This window comes from Clostridium sp. CMCC3677 (assembly GCF_023845585.1).
Taxonomy (GTDB): domain Bacteria; phylum Bacillota; class Clostridia; order Clostridiales; family Clostridiaceae; genus Clostridium; species Clostridium aquiflavi.
Genome location: NZ_JAMQHS010000002.1, coordinates 248,723 through 267,002, shown reverse-complemented (window position 1 = coordinate 267,002; position 18,280 = coordinate 248,723). Strand labels below are relative to the sequence as shown.

At 27.2% G+C, this 18,280-nt stretch carries 16 protein-coding genes; 9 read left to right on the top strand and 7 right to left on the bottom strand.

Features of this window, described 5'->3' with window-relative positions; genetic code table 11:
• Positions 1-79: 79 nt before the first annotated feature.
• The 5 genes from NG901_RS03215 to NG901_RS03195 form a co-directional block, all read right to left on the bottom strand.
• Entirely contained in the window at positions 80-1,060 is a 981-nt protein-coding gene (locus NG901_RS03215) for an ABC transporter ATP-binding protein (protein WP_252212306.1), read from the bottom strand.
• A complete protein-coding gene (locus tag NG901_RS03210) occupies positions 1,061-2,035 on the bottom strand; it encodes an ABC transporter ATP-binding protein (RefSeq protein WP_252212305.1) in 975 nt (324 codons plus the stop codon).
• 15 nt (positions 2,036-2,050) lie between these two features.
• Entirely contained in the window at positions 2,051-2,959 is a 909-nt protein-coding gene (gene nikC, locus NG901_RS03205; RefSeq protein ID WP_252212304.1) for a nickel transporter permease, read from the bottom strand.
• A 21-nt stretch (positions 2,960-2,980) separates the two neighbouring features.
• The gene (locus NG901_RS03200; protein WP_252212303.1) at positions 2,981-3,985 is read right to left on the bottom strand and encodes an ABC transporter permease; all 1,005 of its coding nucleotides are present in this window, start codon (positions 3,983-3,985) and stop codon (positions 2,981-2,983) included.
• A gap of 77 nt (positions 3,986-4,062) precedes the next feature.
• The gene (locus NG901_RS03195) at positions 4,063-5,631 is read right to left on the bottom strand and encodes an ABC transporter substrate-binding protein (RefSeq protein WP_252212302.1); all 1,569 of its coding nucleotides are present in this window, start codon (positions 5,629-5,631) and stop codon (positions 4,063-4,065) included.
• Positions 5,632-6,154: 523 nt separating this feature from the next.
• Here NG901_RS03195 and NG901_RS03190 point away from each other — a divergent pair.
• The 9 genes from NG901_RS03190 (at position 6,155) to NG901_RS03150 (ending at position 14,027) form a co-directional block, all read left to right on the top strand.
• Positions 6,155-6,337: a hypothetical protein gene (locus tag NG901_RS03190; protein ID WP_252212301.1), complete on the top strand. Its 183-nt coding sequence runs from the start codon at positions 6,155-6,157 to the stop codon at positions 6,335-6,337.
• A gap of 178 nt (positions 6,338-6,515) precedes the next feature.
• On the top strand, positions 6,516-7,076 hold the full coding sequence (locus NG901_RS03185) for a hypothetical protein (RefSeq protein WP_252212300.1): 561 nt from the start codon (positions 6,516-6,518) through the stop codon (positions 7,074-7,076).
• Between the two features lie 291 nt (positions 7,077-7,367).
• Positions 7,368-7,982 (top strand): superoxide dismutase, encoded by a 615-nt coding sequence (locus NG901_RS03180; RefSeq protein ID WP_252212299.1) that lies wholly within the window; start codon positions 7,368-7,370, stop codon positions 7,980-7,982.
• Positions 7,983-8,183: 201 nt separating this feature from the next.
• Entirely contained in the window at positions 8,184-9,209 is a 1,026-nt protein-coding gene (locus NG901_RS03175; protein WP_252212298.1) for a hypothetical protein, read from the top strand.
• A gap of 15 nt (positions 9,210-9,224) precedes the next feature.
• Positions 9,225-10,112, top strand: coding sequence for an ABC transporter ATP-binding protein (locus NG901_RS03170; RefSeq protein WP_252212297.1), 888 nt, complete (start codon positions 9,225-9,227; stop codon positions 10,110-10,112).
• Positions 10,113-10,117: 5 nt separating this feature from the next.
• The gene (locus NG901_RS03165; RefSeq protein WP_252212296.1) at positions 10,118-10,891 is read left to right on the top strand and encodes an ABC transporter permease; all 774 of its coding nucleotides are present in this window, start codon (positions 10,118-10,120) and stop codon (positions 10,889-10,891) included.
• A 95-nt stretch (positions 10,892-10,986) separates the two neighbouring features.
• On the top strand, positions 10,987-11,700 hold the full coding sequence (locus tag NG901_RS03160) for a response regulator transcription factor (RefSeq protein ID WP_252212295.1): 714 nt from the start codon (positions 10,987-10,989) through the stop codon (positions 11,698-11,700).
• A 1-nt stretch (position 11,701) separates the two neighbouring features.
• On the top strand, positions 11,702-13,105 hold the full coding sequence (locus NG901_RS03155) for a sensor histidine kinase (RefSeq protein ID WP_252212294.1): 1,404 nt from the start codon (positions 11,702-11,704) through the stop codon (positions 13,103-13,105).
• A 103-nt stretch (positions 13,106-13,208) separates the two neighbouring features.
• Positions 13,209-14,027: a TraX family protein gene (locus tag NG901_RS03150; protein WP_252212293.1), complete on the top strand. Its 819-nt coding sequence runs from the start codon at positions 13,209-13,211 to the stop codon at positions 14,025-14,027.
• Between the two features lie 62 nt (positions 14,028-14,089).
• Here the strand turns inward: NG901_RS03150 and NG901_RS03145 are convergent, their stop codons facing one another.
• Complete coding sequence (locus NG901_RS03145; RefSeq protein ID WP_252212292.1) at positions 14,090-15,787, bottom strand: methyl-accepting chemotaxis protein; 1,698 nt, start codon at positions 15,785-15,787, stop codon at positions 14,090-14,092.
• A gap of 283 nt (positions 15,788-16,070) precedes the next feature.
• Positions 16,071-18,221 (bottom strand): ferrous iron transport protein B, encoded by a 2,151-nt coding sequence (feoB, locus tag NG901_RS03140; protein ID WP_252212291.1) that lies wholly within the window; start codon positions 18,219-18,221, stop codon positions 16,071-16,073.
• Positions 18,222-18,280: the final 59 nt, after the last annotated feature.

Genomic DNA, 18,280 nt, shown 5'->3' with positions numbered 1-18,280 from the left:
TTAAGCTTAAATTAAGGTTTTAGTTATTTTAGAATAGTTTGCACTTAATATTTGTGTCAATATATGAACAAGTTAAAAATCAGAGAGAGTAATTCTTATCATATAAATGACATGCAACAGTATGTCCATTTTTTAATTCCACAAGCTTAGGCTGGATTTCTTTACATATATTTGTGCAATTTGGACATCTAGTATGAAATCTGCATCCTTTTGGAGGATTTATAGGGCTAGGAACATCTCCAGATAATATAATTCTTTCTTTTTTTATTTCAGGGTTAGGAACAGGTATTGCAGAAAGCAAAGCTTTGGTATAAGGATGAAGTGGAGAAGAATATAATGAATTTACATCTCCAATTTCAACGATTTTACCAAGATACATAACTCCAACTCTATTACTAATGTGTTTAACAACATTTAAACCATGAGCTATAAACAAATAAGTAAATCCTAATTCTTTTTGAAGATCAGATAAAAGATTTAAGATTTGAGCTTGAATTGAAACATCTAGTGCAGACACAGCTTCATCACATACAATAAGTTTTGGACTAACTGAAATTGCTCTAGCAATTCCAACTCTTTGTCTTTGCCCACCACTAAATTCATGTGGAAATCTATCTTTGTGATAAGATGACAATCCAACATAATTTAAAAGTTTATCAACTTTTTTCTCAAGTTCGACTCCACTTGCTATATTATTAACTTTCATAGGTTCTTTTATAATATCACCAATTTTCATTCGTGGATTTAATGAAGCATAAGGATCTTGAAAGATAATTTGAATGTTTTTGCTTATGTCTTTTCTATTATTTTTTCTAATAGCATTAATATCTTTTCCTTCAAATAGTATTTCTCCATAAGTAGAGTGCAGTAAATTAACTAATAGTCTTCCCATAGTAGACTTTCCACAGCCAGACTCACCAACAATTCCTAAAGTTTCACCCTTGTATATATCAAATGAAACATCATCTACTGCTTGAACGTATTGAGGTTTTTGAAAAAATCCTGAGGAACCAACAGGAAAATATTTTTTTAAGTTTTTAATTTCCATTAACTTTTCCATCTATTTTTCCTCCTTTTTTTCATCATATAAAAAACATCTAATTTCTCTATCACCTAAAGAAATTAAAGGCGGCTGAGAAGTAGCACATTTTTCTATACATTTTTCACATCTATCTCTAAATGCACATCCAGTTGGTAATTCTAATGGATTAGGAACCGTTCCAGGAATTATAAATAATTCTTCAACCTCTTCATCTATTTTAGGAATAGAACTAAGAAGCCCTTTTGTATATGGATGCTTAGGATCACTGAAAATATCTTTTACCGAAGCGTTTTCAACGACTTTACCGCAATACATAACCACAACTCTATCTGCAACCTCAGCTACTACTCCTAAATCATGAGTTATAAGTAAAATAGAAGTATTTAATTTTTCCTTTAATTTTAGCATAAGTTCTAATATTTGAGCTTGTATGGTAACATCCAGTGCAGTAGTAGGCTCATCAGCTATTAAAAGTTCAGGGTTACAGCTAAGTGCCATAGCAATCATAACTCTTTGTCTCATTCCACCGCTTAATTGATGAGGATAACAGTCTATTCTTTTTTCTGGAGAAGGAATACCAACTAAATTTAACATTTCAATTGATTTTTTACGAGCTTCTTTTTTATTACATCCTGTATGTTTCATAACAGCTTCACTAATTTGTTTTCCGATAGTAAAAACAGGATTTAAAGAGGTCATTGGTTCTTGAAAAATCATGGATATATTTTTACCACGCAAATTTTGCATATCTTTTTCTGATTTTTCTAGCAAGTTTTCTGATTTAAATAATATCTCTCCAGATATTTTGGTTTTACTTGTTTTAGAATGAAGTCTCATTATCGATAGAGAAGTAACGCTTTTACCACTACCAGATTCACCAACTAATGCAACGACTTCACCTTTCTTTATATTAAAATCTACACCATTTACAGCAGATATTGTACCTTTTTTAGTTATAAATTCTGTCTTTAAATTTTTTACATCAAGTAGCATTAAATTGTACCCCCTTTATGAATTGAGCTTAGGATCTAAAGCATCTCTAAGACCATCTCCAAATAAATTAAAAGCTAGTACTGTAAGCGTTATTGCAAGGCCAGGAAATAAAATTATATGAGGAGCATTATAAAAATAACTTCTTCCAGATCCAAGCATAGTACCCCATTCTGCAAGGGGTGGTTGTACTCCAAGTCCAAGGAATCCAAGAGCAGAAGTTTCTAATATTGCCGTTGAAATACCTAAAGTAGCACGAACTATTATTGGAGATAAAATATTGGGAAGTACATGCTTAAAGATTATAACAAAGTCATTGTTTCCAATAGCTTTTGCAGCTTGTACATATTCACTTTCACGAACAGAAAGCACACAACCACGTACTATTCGAGCATACTCAGGGATTGTAACTATGCTAATTGCTATAACTGCTTTATCAATGCCTTTTCCTAAAGCGCTCATAAAAGCAATTGCTAAGAGTAAAGAAGGAAAAGCTAAAATTATATCCATTACTCTCATTAAAAACATATCAATCTTACCACCGAAGTAACCACAAATAGAACCTATTATTGTCCCAATTGATAGAGCTATGGAAACAGATATAATACCAACTCTTAATGAAATTTTTGTTCCATCAATAACTCTACTAAATATATCTCTACCTTGTTCATCTGTACCTAAAAAATGCTGTGCAGATGGTTTTTGAAGTGAATTTGATAATTCTCCAGTATAAGGATCATAAGGCATTATATATTTGCCTAATATAGCAACTAATAGAATTAATAAAATAAATATTAAACCTACTAATGCAGCGCGATTTGATACTGTTAGTTTGAAGAATTTTTTAAATCTATTCCATTTTGTGTTTTCATATAAATTTACTTCATCTATAGAAGCTGAATTTTCTTGTATTAAATTAGTATCCATAATAATATATACACCCCTTTTTTAAGAGTACTTTATACGAGGATCTATATAAGCATAAAGTAAATCAACAAATAGATTTACTAATACAAATATTATTGCCATTATAATTACAGCACCTTGAACAACAGGATAATCAGCTTTTAATATAGCGTCTATAGTATAACTGCCTATTCCAGGCCAAGAGAAAACTGTTTCTGTTAATACAGCACCACCAAGTAAGGAACCAAGTTGTAATCCAATAACGGTAGAAATAGGAATTAATGCATTTCTTAGACCATGTCTTATAATAACTATATTTTCAATAAGACCTTTTGATCTTGCAGTTCTAACATAGTCTTGTTCTAAAACTTCAAGCATTGTTGAACGAGTCATTCTAGCTATGATAGCAGTTGAATATGATGCAAGTGCTATTACTGGAAGAGCCATATGCTTTAAAGAATCCCAAAATGCTGTTAAGTTTCCTGAAATTAAACTGTCTAACAAATACAATCCTGTAATTTTAATAGGTTCCATACCTATTGTTGCACGGCCTGAAACAGGAAGTATATGTAGATTAACAGAAAATATAACTATTAGAATTAAGCCAAGCCAAAATATAGGCATTGAAACGCCAAGTAAAGAGCCACCCATACAAAGATAATCTATAATTGAATTTTGTTTTACTGCAGAAATAACTCCTAAAGTAACACCTATTATTGAAGCAATAATTATTGCAACTATAGCAAGTTCAATAGTTGCTGGGAATCTTGAAAAAATTTCTTTTGAAACTGAAGTTTTAGTTATAAGTGAGTTGCCGAAATTTCCATGCATCAAACCTTTCATAAAGTCAAAATATTGAATATACAAAGGATCATTTAATCCTAATTGTTCTCTTAAAGCTGATATTTGCTCTTGACTTGCATGCTGTCCTAAAATTATTGATGTAGGATCTGAACTAAAAACATGCATTACTAAAAACACTAATACAGAAACACCAAAAAGTACTGGTATAAGAAGAAGTATTCTTTTTATTATATACTTGACCATAAATTCACCTCTTTTTTTATAATATTAAATTATAAGGTCCCGATAAAATCGGAACCCTTAAAGTTTTGCTTTAGATTTTATTCTTTATCTACGTTTTTAAAGAAAATAGAACCCGTTGGATGAACACTAAAGTTTTTAACATTAGGTTTGGAAGCAGCCATTTGTTTAGCATAAGATATTGGAACCCAAGGCGCTTGTTTAGCAAGTAAATCTTGAAGTTCACCATAAACAGCATTTCTTGCATCACCATTTGGTGTTTGTTTACCTTTCAATAAAAGAGCATCTACCTCAGGATTATTAAACCTGGCAACATTTAAACTACCAGCAATCTCTTTACTATCAAGTAAAGAGAAGAAATTATCAGCATCACCGTTATCGCCATTCCATCCATAGAATACGATATCGCCTTCACCTTGTTGAGTTTTATCTTTATATTCAGTCCATTGATATACATCTATAGTAGAAGTAACACCAATCTTATTAAAGTAATTTTGAATTGCTTCAGCAAGTTTTTGTCCTCCAACAGAATTATATGGTCTTGGATTTGAATAAGTAATCATGTGTATGTTTAAATCAGATAATCCAAGTTCAGCAATGATTTCTTTAGCTTTTTCAGGATTGTATTCATATGCAGCTACATTTTCTTTAAATCCAGGTATAAAACTAGGTATCTCTGTTTTTGCTGGATCTGCATATCCTTGATATAAATATTGAACTAATTCATTGCGATCAATAGCATATGATAAAGCTTCTCTTAATTTTACATTATTAAAAGGTGATCTTTCACAATTGAATGCCATATAATTGATATTCATGCCAGGTTTGCTGAATATGGTCATATTCTTTTCTTTTAATTTATCAACATCATTTGGATCTAAACCATCCATAGCATCAATAGCACCTGTCATAAGTTCACTGGCTCTTACAGAGTTTTCTTTAGTAATTTTTAATACTACTTTATCCAATTTTGATTTTTCGCCCCAATAATCAGTATTTTTTTCTATGGTAATTTTTTCTCCTTTTTCCCAAGAAACAAACTTAAATGGACCAGTACCAACAGGCTTCTCATTCAAATTTCCATTACTTTCATCTAGAGCTTTAGGACTTACAATTGGAGCTGCAAGTGACATAGCTAAATTAGATATAAAAGGAGTGTTTGGTGATTCAAGAATAAATTCAACTGTATTTTCATCAATTGCTTCAACTGTTTTAACACCAGCAAAAGTGAATGATGCATAAGGCATATCATCAGTTCTATTTGGAGGTAATTGACGAACTACTGATTTAACAACAGCTTCTGAATTAAAATCAGTACCATCATGGAATTTAACTCCTTTTCTTAGATGAAAGGTATACTTAGTACCATCCTCACTAATATCCCAGCTTTCAGCTAAGCATGGCTGGATATTAGTATTATCATCACCATAAGCAACTAGACCTTCATAGATATTACACATTACTTTAGCAGATTCCCCATCATCAACAAAAGCAGGATCAAGACCCCTTGGATCAGCTCCTTGTGCAAAGATAAATGTTTTTTCTCCACTAGAATTTCCTGAGTTATTATCAGTTTGTCCACCACAACCTACAAGAAAAGTAGTAGAAAGTATCGCTGTCAAAATAAGCGATAATGCTTTCTGTTTCATAAAATATCCCCCTTAATAATTTAAATCTTTTTTAATATATAAAAAGAAAAAATATAGTTTTATGTATAAACATACGAAATGATATTCTTTCTTTTTTTAATAACAAAATAATATTTATTTAAAAATATAATAATTTAGATAATATTTCCATTTATTAATTTAAATTATTATATCATAAATTTGTAATTAAATGCAATAAATAAAAATAAATTAATATTATTAAAGGCGTTTAATTAAAAAATACATAATTAAAAATTAATTTTATTAATAAAATATTAAAACATATAAAACGAAATATGATAGAAATTTATAAACTTAGAGAGGATTTTTATATTTATAATAAAAAATATAAGTTTTATTATAAAATGTAGAAGAAAGTTATTTTTTTATAAAAATTCATTGTATAGTAATTATTATTCATTAAGATTTTTAATTTAAGTATTTAATACTATAAAATTTGAATTTACTATAAAATTTATATAAAATATAAGATATAAATTAAAAATAAGGGAGAAAGAGTAGTATGTTTACAAGGGATGAACTTTTAGTAATTGAAGATGCATTAAAGATAGCTGATGAGGAGTACATAAAATTACTTGATAAAAATAAAAATAATAAGAATATGATGGTATCTTATAATAGAAAACAGAAAAAACTATGGCTTGTTCAAAATAAGTTAAAAAAGCTTTTGCAAGATATTAAATAATATTAATTATTGATATTTTTAAATTGAAAAATATCTAATAAAAAAAATGTATAAAAAAGCAGATATATTTAAAATATATCTGCTTTTTTTCTAAAATAATAAATTTTATATACAACTATATAAATAAGTATATTATGGTATATAATGAAATTAACAAGAGATTTAAGGGGTTGAAAATATGGGCGAAAAAATGAAAACGTATAAAGAAAATTTTAAAAAGGTAGATTTATCCGAAGAATTTTATGATGCAAGATTACAAGTAAAAGAACTATATGAAAATTCCTTGAAGTTACATGAATATATTGAAGAAGAATATATTTCTTCAGAAAATATGTTTACAGTAAATAATATTTCTAGTGGTATTGAAATAAGTGAATACGGAATTACAGGTTGGAGTGAAATAAGCTGGAGTAAAGATATAATGAATGAGATTAATAGTATTATTAAAAAGTTATTATCGATTAAGATGAAATTAAAGAGTGAAACTTCTTTTAATCAAAAAGAAAACGTTTTGATAAGGTTTAGTAATAATATTATAGATGAATTTTGCAACAATCAAAAGGCTTTCAAAGCATTGAATGAAAAATTAAAATTATGTTTTGAGTGTGATATAAGTAATTTAGATGGATTAATTTTTGATTTAAATAAAATGAGCAAGGTAGTATCCAAAGAGAGTTTAGAGATATTTGAAAAGTATAATTACATTGTTGATAAACTAAAATTATTATGTCTAATATAAGTAAATTTTTATGAATAAATATGTGTGGAGATGAGGAATGCTGGTATTTTATTCAAATGATTTTTGTGAATTTCAATATATTAGCAAGATATTAATAATTAATATTTAATGAAATCAATTATTTTATAATAGGCTATTTCAATTAAAACGTATTTGTGGTATAATTATGCAAAAGAATCGTAGCAATTTATCATACAAATATAAGCCGGTTTATTTTTATTATAAAAGTAACATTAATTAGAGATACTATTAATATAGAAATAAAATATTTTAATTTAAGGAGAGATACGTATGTTTAATAAAATTGAATTACCATATAATTATGATGCTTTAGAACCGTATATAGATAAGGAGACAGTAGATATACATTATAATAAACATCTTCAAACTTATGTAAATAATTTAAATAATATTTTAAAAGGTCATGAAGAATTTGCAAATGGAAAATCACTAGGGAAAATATTATCTGATGTAAATTCTATACCTGAAGAAATTAGACAAGGAGTTATAAATCAAGGTGGTGGAGTATTTAATCATAATTTATATTTTGCTATTCTTTCTCCAACACCTAAAAAAGCTCCAGAAGGAAAGTTATTAGATGAGATAAATAAGACCTTTGGAAATTTAGAAAATTTAAAAAATGAAATAAGTAATGCAGCAATAGGACAATTTGGATCTGGATATGGCTTTTTAGTTAAAGATGCAAATGGAAAATTATCTGTAACAAATGTACTAAATCAAAATAATCCTATTAGTAATGGTCTTATTCCTATATTGTGTATAGATGTCTGGGAACATGCATATTATTTAAAATACAAAAATCTAAGAGCTGATTATGTTAAAAATATTTGGAACATAATTGATTGGGCTAAAGTAGAAGGATTATATCTGAACTATTCAATCTAATAAATTTTGATGCCCGTTAAATACCTATATAAGGTGTTTAACGGGCATTTTTTATGCGTTCATTTTTAAGTCATACTTTAAAATACCAACATAATTTAAATTAATTAAGCTTTATTTAAGGTTAATAATATTTTTATATAAGATTCAGGTACTAATATATAGACATAGCGAAAGAGAACAAATGAAATATGGAGGATAAAAATGATAGGATGGGAATTTAAAAAATTAATTAAATCTAAAGGTATGATAATTTCATTAGCAGTTTTAACTTTTACGTTGCTAATTGTATCCTTTATTGATCCAGCATTAGAAACTAAAAATTCTTATATAGATGCTGAAAAAGGATACATTGAAGATAGTAGAGAAAAGTCTGAAATAGCAAATGAAAAATTTAATATGAAAGTATCAGTTTTGGAAGAATTAAGTAAGCAAGAAAATAATGAAGATAAATTTTCTAAAACAATAGCTTCAATATCAAAACAAAAAATAAGTAATATGAAAAGCTCAAAATATGAAGAGGTAGGATTTTGGCAAGTGTTTAACTACAGGGCAACTAATCCACTTATAAATATATCAATGCTTGTAATTATAATGATAATTATATCTAACCTTTATACCGATGAAATAATATCTTCAGTAAAAGATATTATACTTTCATCAAAGCAAAAGAAGAAAGCATTAAATTCTAAAATAATAATAGCACTTTTAATACCAATAGCAGTTTATAGTGTTTATTTATTAGGAATATTTGTTATAACTTATATTCAGCAAGGAGCACCTATTAATGGAGAATTAGAAGCATTTAGAATAGTTGATAATATAACAATACTAAATGGGAATCCAACTATAATTTCGTACATATTAAGCAACATTAAAATAGCATTTTTAATGTTTGAGGGCTGGGCTATGGCATCAATGTTATTTTCATTTATAAGCATGTCATCTATAAGTTCAATAAGCATGTTTGGAGTATTTATTGTATTAAGTAAAGTAGTATCAACTTTAAAGTTTATGCCAGCAATTATACTTTCAGTATTCTCATATGGTAATTACTATGATTTAATATTTAATTTTAACAGTTTGATTGGAAGTTATATGGGAAGTGTTAATTTATTAGGAAATGAAATTGGAGTTATAAGTTTAGTAAAAATTATTTTAGTAGTACTTTTTATAATTTCAACTATATTGTGCTTTGTAATAAGCAGAACAAAATATATCAATAGATAATTGGAGGAATTAATAATGAATAAATTAGAAATAAAAGATTTAACAAAAATATATGGTAGAAAAAGAGCAAATGATGGTATTACAATTACATTAGAAAATGGTGTTTATGGATTATTGGGACCAAATGGAGCAGGAAAAACAACTTTAATGAAACAAATAACTACACTTATAAGACCAGACAAAGGTGAAATCTTATATAATGGTGAAGATATATTTAAGATAGATGATAAATATAGAGATGTTATAGGATATCTTCCACAAGAATTTGGAGTATATAAGAATTTTACTGCAAAACAATTTTTACAATATGTTGGTGCATTAAAAGGAATGAGTGGTAGACGTTTGAATTCTAAAGTTGATGAATTATTAGAATTAGTTGGTCTTTATGATGTTAGAAATAAAGCAATAGGAAAGTTTTCAGGTGGAATGAAAAGAAGAGTTGGTATAGCACAAGTTTTACTAAATGATCCTAAGATAATAGTTTTAGATGAACCAACAGCAGGACTTGATCCGCAAGAAAGAACAAGATTTAGAAATCTAATAGCTAAAATATCAAGAGATAAGATAATAATACTTTCAACTCATATAATATCAGATATAGAATCAGTAGCAAAAGAAACTATAATGATAAAAAAAGGAAAGCTTCTTATGAAAGGAACTCATAAAGAAATATTATCTGATATGACTAACAGGGTTTACAACATAAGTGTTAATGATGAAAGTGAAATTAATAGAATTCAAGATAAATACAAGGTTGTAAGTATTCAAAGTGATATTAATTCAACTATATTAAGAGTAGTTTCAGATACAATGCCAAAGGAAATAAACGTAGAGCCCACATCAGCAAGATTTGAAGATGTATATATGTTTTACTTTGATTTAGAAAATGCAAAAGAGGTGTAATTAATATGATGAATTTAATAAAAGCAGAATTAAGAAAAATATTAAGTAAGAAGAGTCTTCTAGTGCTTTGGGCGTTACTTTTAGGGTTTGGATTTATTTTAATTAGAGATTTTGGAATGTCAGAAACTTATGCAGATATATTTTATAAAATAGAAGGTTCAATCCCACTTATAGGCTTAGTTATGTTTATAGCAATCTCAGGAAATTATACTAAAGAGTATGAATCTAATATGGTAGGATTAATAAACACCACCAAAAATGGAAAAAAATACATAACAGTAGCAAAAGCAATATCAGCTGGAATAGCACTATCATTAATTAATGTTTCATTTACCTTACTTGTTGGATTAAGAGGATTTGCGCTTGAAGGATTTAAAAGTTTAAATGATCCTATTAAAAATCTATGGTATTTTGGAAATAGTGAATCAGAAATTACAGTATTACAAATGTATATAATTGTTGTGTTATCTGTTACTTTAGGTTCATTTTTATTTGCACAAATAGGATTAACTTTATCATCAGCATTTAAGTCAGCAGCAATACCATTTATATTAGGTGGCGCAGTTATGGGAATTCCATTTTTCACTCAAGGACTTGTTTCAAAATCACTACTTAACTTTATAGCATTAACACCAAATTGGGTTATGATGAGTCAATTAATGGTTAGACATCAAATACCAGTTATGTATAGAGGTTTAGCAGTAGTAATATCAATAGTATTAATATTTGTACTACCTTTAATTGCATATAAGAATTTTACAAATAGTAAACGACTTTAATTATAAATTCCTTTTATTATATCTACTATTAATGTAAAATTAAATTATGAAAATTTTGTCGAAGAATAAAAACAAATGAAAGAGAGGACAATGTTATGAATAATAGGGTATTAATAGTAGATGATGAGATTGAAATTTTGAAATTGTTAGAAACAGTGTTGAAGAAAGAAGGATTTAATAATATATATACAGCGAAAACTTTAAAGGAAGGTTTAGCAGAGTTTAAAAGAGTAAAACCAGAATTAGTTATATTAGATATAATGTTGCCTGATGGTGATGGATATGAAATATGCAAAGATATAAGAAGTACATCTAATGTTCCCATATTATTCTTATCCGCTAAAACAGAAGAATTAGATAAAATATTAGGTTTTGCAATAGGCGGAGATGATTATATAACTAAACCATTTAGTCCTAAGGAAGTTGCTTTTAGAGTAAAAGCTCATTTAAGAAGAGCCAGTTATGTTAATGAAAATTCAAATGAGCTTAATAATGAAGAAAAAATAATAAAATTTGGACCGTATGTTTTAAATGAGAGCAGAGCAGAACTAATGAAAAATGATAAAGTAATAGAATTAACAGCTAAGGAGCTTAAAATATTATCTTTATTAGCACACAATCAAAATCAAATAATAAGTAAAGAAAAACTATGGGATAAGGTATGGGGAGAAGACTACTTTGGATTTGATAATACAATAATGGTTCATATACGAAAATTAAGAGAAAAAATAGAAGATGACTCATCTAATCCTAAATATATTCTTACAGTTAGGGGACTTGGGTATAAATTATCTGTAAAGGAAGATTAGAATGAAGACAAAATGGAAAATAACGGGGAACTTCATAGCTACTATTGTTGCAGTTGTCATATTAGTAGTTATAATGAATATCTTAACTATATTTAGCTGGTATACTTTAGATGTTAATATTAACTATAAAAACAATGATTCAAAAGATCCTGAGAGTTTTGCAAGAGACTTTTCAGAGTATATGTATGAAGATAATGGAGAATTAAAGATAACAGAAGAAGGAATTATATTATTAGAAAAGTCTGGGGCTTGGATACAGGTTTTAAATGATTATGGAGAAGAGATATCTAATATAAATAGGCCACAGGATGTTCCTAAAAATTATACGCCTTTTGATATGGTTCATAATTATAAGTATAAAATAGGTCCATTTGTAAATTTTTTATTAGAAAAGGATTTAAGTAATGCTCATGTAAATATAATTCTTGCATTACCAACTACATATGCAGATAGAATAACACTAAATTATTCTATGGATACAGCAATAAATCAAGTAAAGATAATAATAATTTTAACACTTATTGTAGATGCAATAATAGCTTTAATATTTGGATATTTATTTAGTAGAAAATTAACTAAACCTATGGGAGAAATAATAAATAATGTAGATGTGTTAGCAAAAGGTAACTATGAAATATGTACTAAAGAAAAAGGAATTTATAAAGATGTTTTTGCAAATATAAATGATTTAGCAAGTGCATTAAGGCAAAATGAAATAGAAAGAAAAGAATTAGATTCAATGAGAGAAGAGTGGCTGGCTAACATTACGCATGATATAAAGACTCCATTAGCTTCTATTCAAGGATATGCTGAAATTATTAGTGATAAAGAATATGAATTTTCAAGAGAAGAAATTCAAGATTATACAGAAATAATATATAGTAAATCTAAGTATATAAAAGAGCTTGTGGATGAACTTAATTTATCTACAAGGTTAAAGAATAATGCTTTAACTTTAAATAAGCAAAATACTAATTTGGTGTCTTTAGTTAGAAACATAATAATTGATATATTAAATGACAGTAGATATGAAAATAGAGACATAGAATTTAATAGTAATATAGATGTTATTGAAAAGGAAGTAGATATTATACTTTTAAAAAGGGCATTAACTAATTTGATTTTCAATGCAATAGTTCATAATAAAGAAGATGTTTCAATAAAGATAGAACTAAAAAAAGTAGATAGAATAACAATCTTAATAAAAGATAATGGCAATGGAATAAGCACAAAAGATTTAAATCATATTTTTGATAGATATTATAGAGGAACTAATACAGGAGAACATCATAAGGGGTCAGGACTCGGAATGGCTATATCAAAAGAAATAATAAATAATCATGGTGGAGACATTAAAATTAATAGCAAATTAGGATATGGAACTGAAATTACAATAGTGTTATAAATTTATAATTATAAAAACAAGTGATAAATTAACATTTTAAATAGTAAATTGCAAGAATATCTTGTATTATACTGTAAATTAAAAAAGATTAGGAGAATTATTTATGGAAGATATAAAAAAAGGAATTGATGGATTTACTATCAAAATATTGGCACTTATATTAATGACATTTGATCATATAGGAGAATTTATGCCTTATTCAATGAATATTCCTGTATGGTTTCATTGGCTAGGTAGAATAGTAGCACCACTATTTATATTTATGGTTGTAGAAGGATTTTATCATACTCATGATAGAAAAAAATATATTGGAAGATTATATATTTGGTCTGTCATTATGATACTAGGAAATACTCTTATTCAAAAGATTATGCCACATCCCAGTGAAATTGCTATAATGAATAACATATTTGCAACAATGTTTTTAATTACAATATTTTTGCAAGGAATAGAATTTATAAAAAGATATAGAGTGGAAAAAGAATCTAAATTTATGTTTTATGGTTTAGCATTAATTATTGGGCCACTACTAATAGGCATAATAATTTTATTGACTTTTGATTTTTTACCTATGATTTTAATGCGAATAGCTATGATTTTTGTACCTACACCATTTTTAGTAGAAGGTGGAATTGCTTGGATAGTTTTAGGAATAATATTATATTCATGTAGAGGCAAAAAGGTGGCTTTAAGTATCTTATATACAGTATTCACTGCATTTATATTTGTATCCGGAGCTAATGGAGATTATAGTTTAAGCAATAGCTTTTTAATTAATTATCAATGGATCATGATAGGAGCATTACCACTTATGTTATTATATAATGGTCAAAAGGGTAAAGGAATGAAATACTTATTTTATGTATATTATCCCGTACATGTTTATCTATTATATATATTAGGAATTTTATTAATAAAATAAAGTATAAAAAAGATATATCAAATTTGTTATTAATAACATTTTGATATATCTTTTTTATATATTTAGATTTTAAAATTACTAACAGTTTCAATTAATCTATTAGTATTAGTGGTAACATCTTTAACTGTTTTAACTACAGTGTCTGAATTATCAGAAATGATATGCATATTTTCAGTAATACTATTTGTACCACTAGCTAATTCTGTACTAGACGCACTTATATCATCCATTGATTTAACTACCTCATTCATAGAAATAGTTATTTTATTAGATATATTACTAAAATCCGTTGTAATATTATTAATTTTTATTGCATCTTCACTGTATTGTTCACCAGTTTTAACAATCATTTCATAATCGTTTATAACATTGGTGTTTATAAATTCTAGTATTTCTTTTGAAGTATTAGCTAAGTTTTCTACTGCATTTATAATTACATCATTAATATTTTTAATTTCTGATGCTGTACTTTTTGAGTCTTCAGCAAGTTTTCGTATTTCTTCAGCTACTACTGAAAAACCTTTTCCAGCTTCTCCAGCACGTGCAGCTTCAATGGCTGCATTTAAGGCTAAAAGATTAGTTTGAGAAGTTATTTGTAGAATAGATTCTGATAATACATTAATCTTTTCGACTTCTTTAGATTTTTCAATAGCATCTAAGACCTTTTGCTGAGTTTGTATATTAATCTTTTCAGCTATTTCTTTAGACGATATAGCTATCATTTTTAGTTTATTTGCTCTTTCTTTGATTAATAATGAATCACTAGCTTCATCTTTAGCTTTTATCGCAATTGATTCAATATTTGAATTAATTTCAGTAACAACAGCATTAATTTCTTCTGTAGAAGCTGAAGTTTCTTCAATGCCACTAGCTAGTTGTTCTGTAGTTGCATAAACATCTTCTATTAAAGTAGATAAAGTGTTAATATCTGAATTGGTTTCTTTTACTTTAATTTCAACGTTATTAGATTCTTCCATAATGATCTTTATTATATTCCTAAAAGAATTTTGCATTAAATTAAAATTTTTAGCTAATTCACCAATTTCATCATTACTAACAAAATCAATGTTTTGAGTTAAATCTCCACTGTTATTAGCCATTAATTTTAATTTAGCTAATATCTTATTTATTGGATTAACAATATTTTTAGTTATATATATAGATGAAAATACTATTATAACTATTAAAATAATAACTGCAACTGCTATCAATATTAATGTTTGTTGAATTGACTTTTGTATATTTTTAATTGATACTTGTACATTGTTATATGAAGTGTCTTTAAATTTATCAACTTTATTATTTATAGATTCAGCAGTTGTATCAAAACTTTCCATATAGTTATTTCCTTCATTAGGACCACCAGTAATATATGCACTAGCCATTACCTTGCCTACTTCATAATATGGTTTAAAGTCTTTCTTTATCTCTTCAATTTCTTGTATATTATTAGAATTTAGTTTTTTAAGATCATCTATAAGTAACTCAATATTTTTAGCATACTTCTCAGCTTCGTCAAATCCATCATCAAAACCTTCAGCAGCTCTTGTAGCACTTATATCAGTAAGCCATTGCTGAACTTGTACTACATTAAGTTTTAATTCATCTGCTTTTAATGCTGTAGTAAAATAAGTAGATTCCATTTCATTAACTAAACTTAAGTTACTTTTTATTTGAGTAAATTCAATAAACATAAAACTTAAGAAAAATATTGAAATTAAAAAAATTGGTATTAATATTTTTGTTTTTATACTTTTCATTGAAAATCCTTCCTCTCTTTTGTTTTTTGTAGTTTTATTTACCAAATTATAAAATACATACTATTATATCATATTTATAATTAATCAAATAAAATATTTGTATGAAAATGTTAACATGTGTAAGAAAATGATTATATATGTTATCAAGACACATAGTAATATAAAATATTTAGTAAAGTTTAAAGTATATTTTTATATTAAACCTTAAACAAAAAGAAAGTGATATTATAAGGATTATCACTTTCTTTTTGTTTATAGAATTAATAGTTTATATTTGTTTATTCTAAGCAAGCCCGAGAATTCTAACTATTGATGTAACTATAAAACATATAGTAATTCCAGTAATAGTTGGAACTAAAAATGAAATAGCTGTCCATTTTAAACTTTGAGTTTCTTTCTTTATTGTTAAACATGTGGTACTACAAGGCCAATGCATTAAAGAAAAAAGCATTACACATACGGCAGTAAGCCAAGTCCACCCATTTTCAACAAGCAAGCTATGAAGCTGTGCTGTACTACTTAATTCTAACATGCTTCCTGCAGCCATATAACTCATAATGATTATTGGAATTACAATTTCATTGGCAGGAAATCCTAATATAAAAGCCATAAGTATATATCCATCCAATCCTATAAGATGAGCAAATGGATTAAGAAAATTAGCACAGTGAGTTAATATACTAAGTCCATTAACATTTAAGTTCGCCATTAACCATATAACCAAACCAGCTGGCGCTGCAACAACTATAGCTCTTCCAAGAACGAATAAGGTTCTATCAAAAATTGATCTAACTATGATCTTACCAACTTGTGGTTTACGATAAGGAGGTAATTCTAAAGTAAATGAAGAAGGAATTCCCTTCAAAATAGTTTTTGATAATATTTTAGAAATTGTAAGTGTCATAAATACCCCTAAAAGTATTACACAAGTTAAGATTAGAGTAGATGCTATTGATTGAAATGGTCCTACAAACATACCAGCAAAAAACATTGTAATAATAGCAATTAAAGTAGGAAATCGTCCATTGCAAGGTACAAAGTTATTTGTAATAATAGCAATTAATCGTTCTCTTGGAGAATCTATTATTCTACAACCAATTATGCCTGCTGCATTACAACCAAATCCCATACACATTGTAAGAGCTTGTTTTCCACAAGCACATGATTTTTTAAAGAAATTATCTAAATTATAAGCAATCCTAGGTAAGTAGCCTAAGTCTTCAAGCAAAGTAAAGAGTGGAAAAAATATTGCCATAGGAGGTAACATTACAGAAACAACCCAAGCAAGAGTTCTGTATACGCCTTGAATTAATACACCCTCTAACCACACAGGAGCCCCTAAAGAAAATAGGAATGCTGAAAGTTTATCTTGAATCCAAAATAATCCAGTAGCTAGAATTTCAGATGGAACATTAGCTCCAGTTATGGTTATCCAAAATATTACTGCTAAAAGTAATATCATTATAGGAATACCAAATTTTTTAGAAGTTAAAACTTTATCTATTTTCCTATCAAAATCATTATATTTTTCAAGGCTAAAAGCTACTACATCTTTACTTACTTTTTCAGCAATACATACTAATGTTGTTACAATTTCATCTCTAAGCATATTTTCATCTAATCCATTAATTTTTAAATATTCTTTAGCATTATAAATAGCCTTCGCAATACTAGTATCATCTAGTAATTTAAATCCAATATAATTATCTATTGAAGACAATAATGTTAAATCACCCTCTAATAGCTTTAAAGAAAGCCACCTAGTATTTAGTTTAGATTTTAATTTATCTGGAAATACTTTTTCAATTAATAATATAGCATCTTCTATAAATGAACTATATTTAATACTTATAATGTTTTTCTCTACACTATTAAAAGATAAATTATAAATTTCATCTTTTAATTCTTGCAGTCCTTTGCCAATGTTTGCACTTGTGCCTACTACTGGAACACCTAATAAAGACGAAAGCTTTTCTAAATTTATCACTATACCTTTTCGTTTAGCTTCATTCATTAAATTAACACAAACTAAAACATTTTCAGTTATCTCAAGTGTTTGCAATACTAGATTTAAGTTTCTTTCAAGGCATGTAGCATCAACAATAACCACAGTAGCATCAGGATTTCCAAAGCATATAAAATCTCTAGCAACTTCTTCTTCAACTGAATTAGCCATAAGAGAATATGTGCCTGGAATATCAACTAAGGTGAATTCTTTTTTCTTATGAGTGTATTTGCCTGTAGCATTAGTTACTGTTTTACCAGGCCAGTTACCTGTATGCTGATTTAATCCAGTTAAATTATTAAAAACTGTACTCTTTCCAACATTAGGATTACCAGCAAGTGCAATTACTTTATCATCTTTAGAGGTTCTAATAATGTTTAAATCTTTATCTAAAGCATTAGTGCCAGTAGACTGGTTAGTTAATCCCATTAAAAAGCTCCTTTATACATTACTTAAAATTTTATTTATAAAATTAATGGATTAGACAT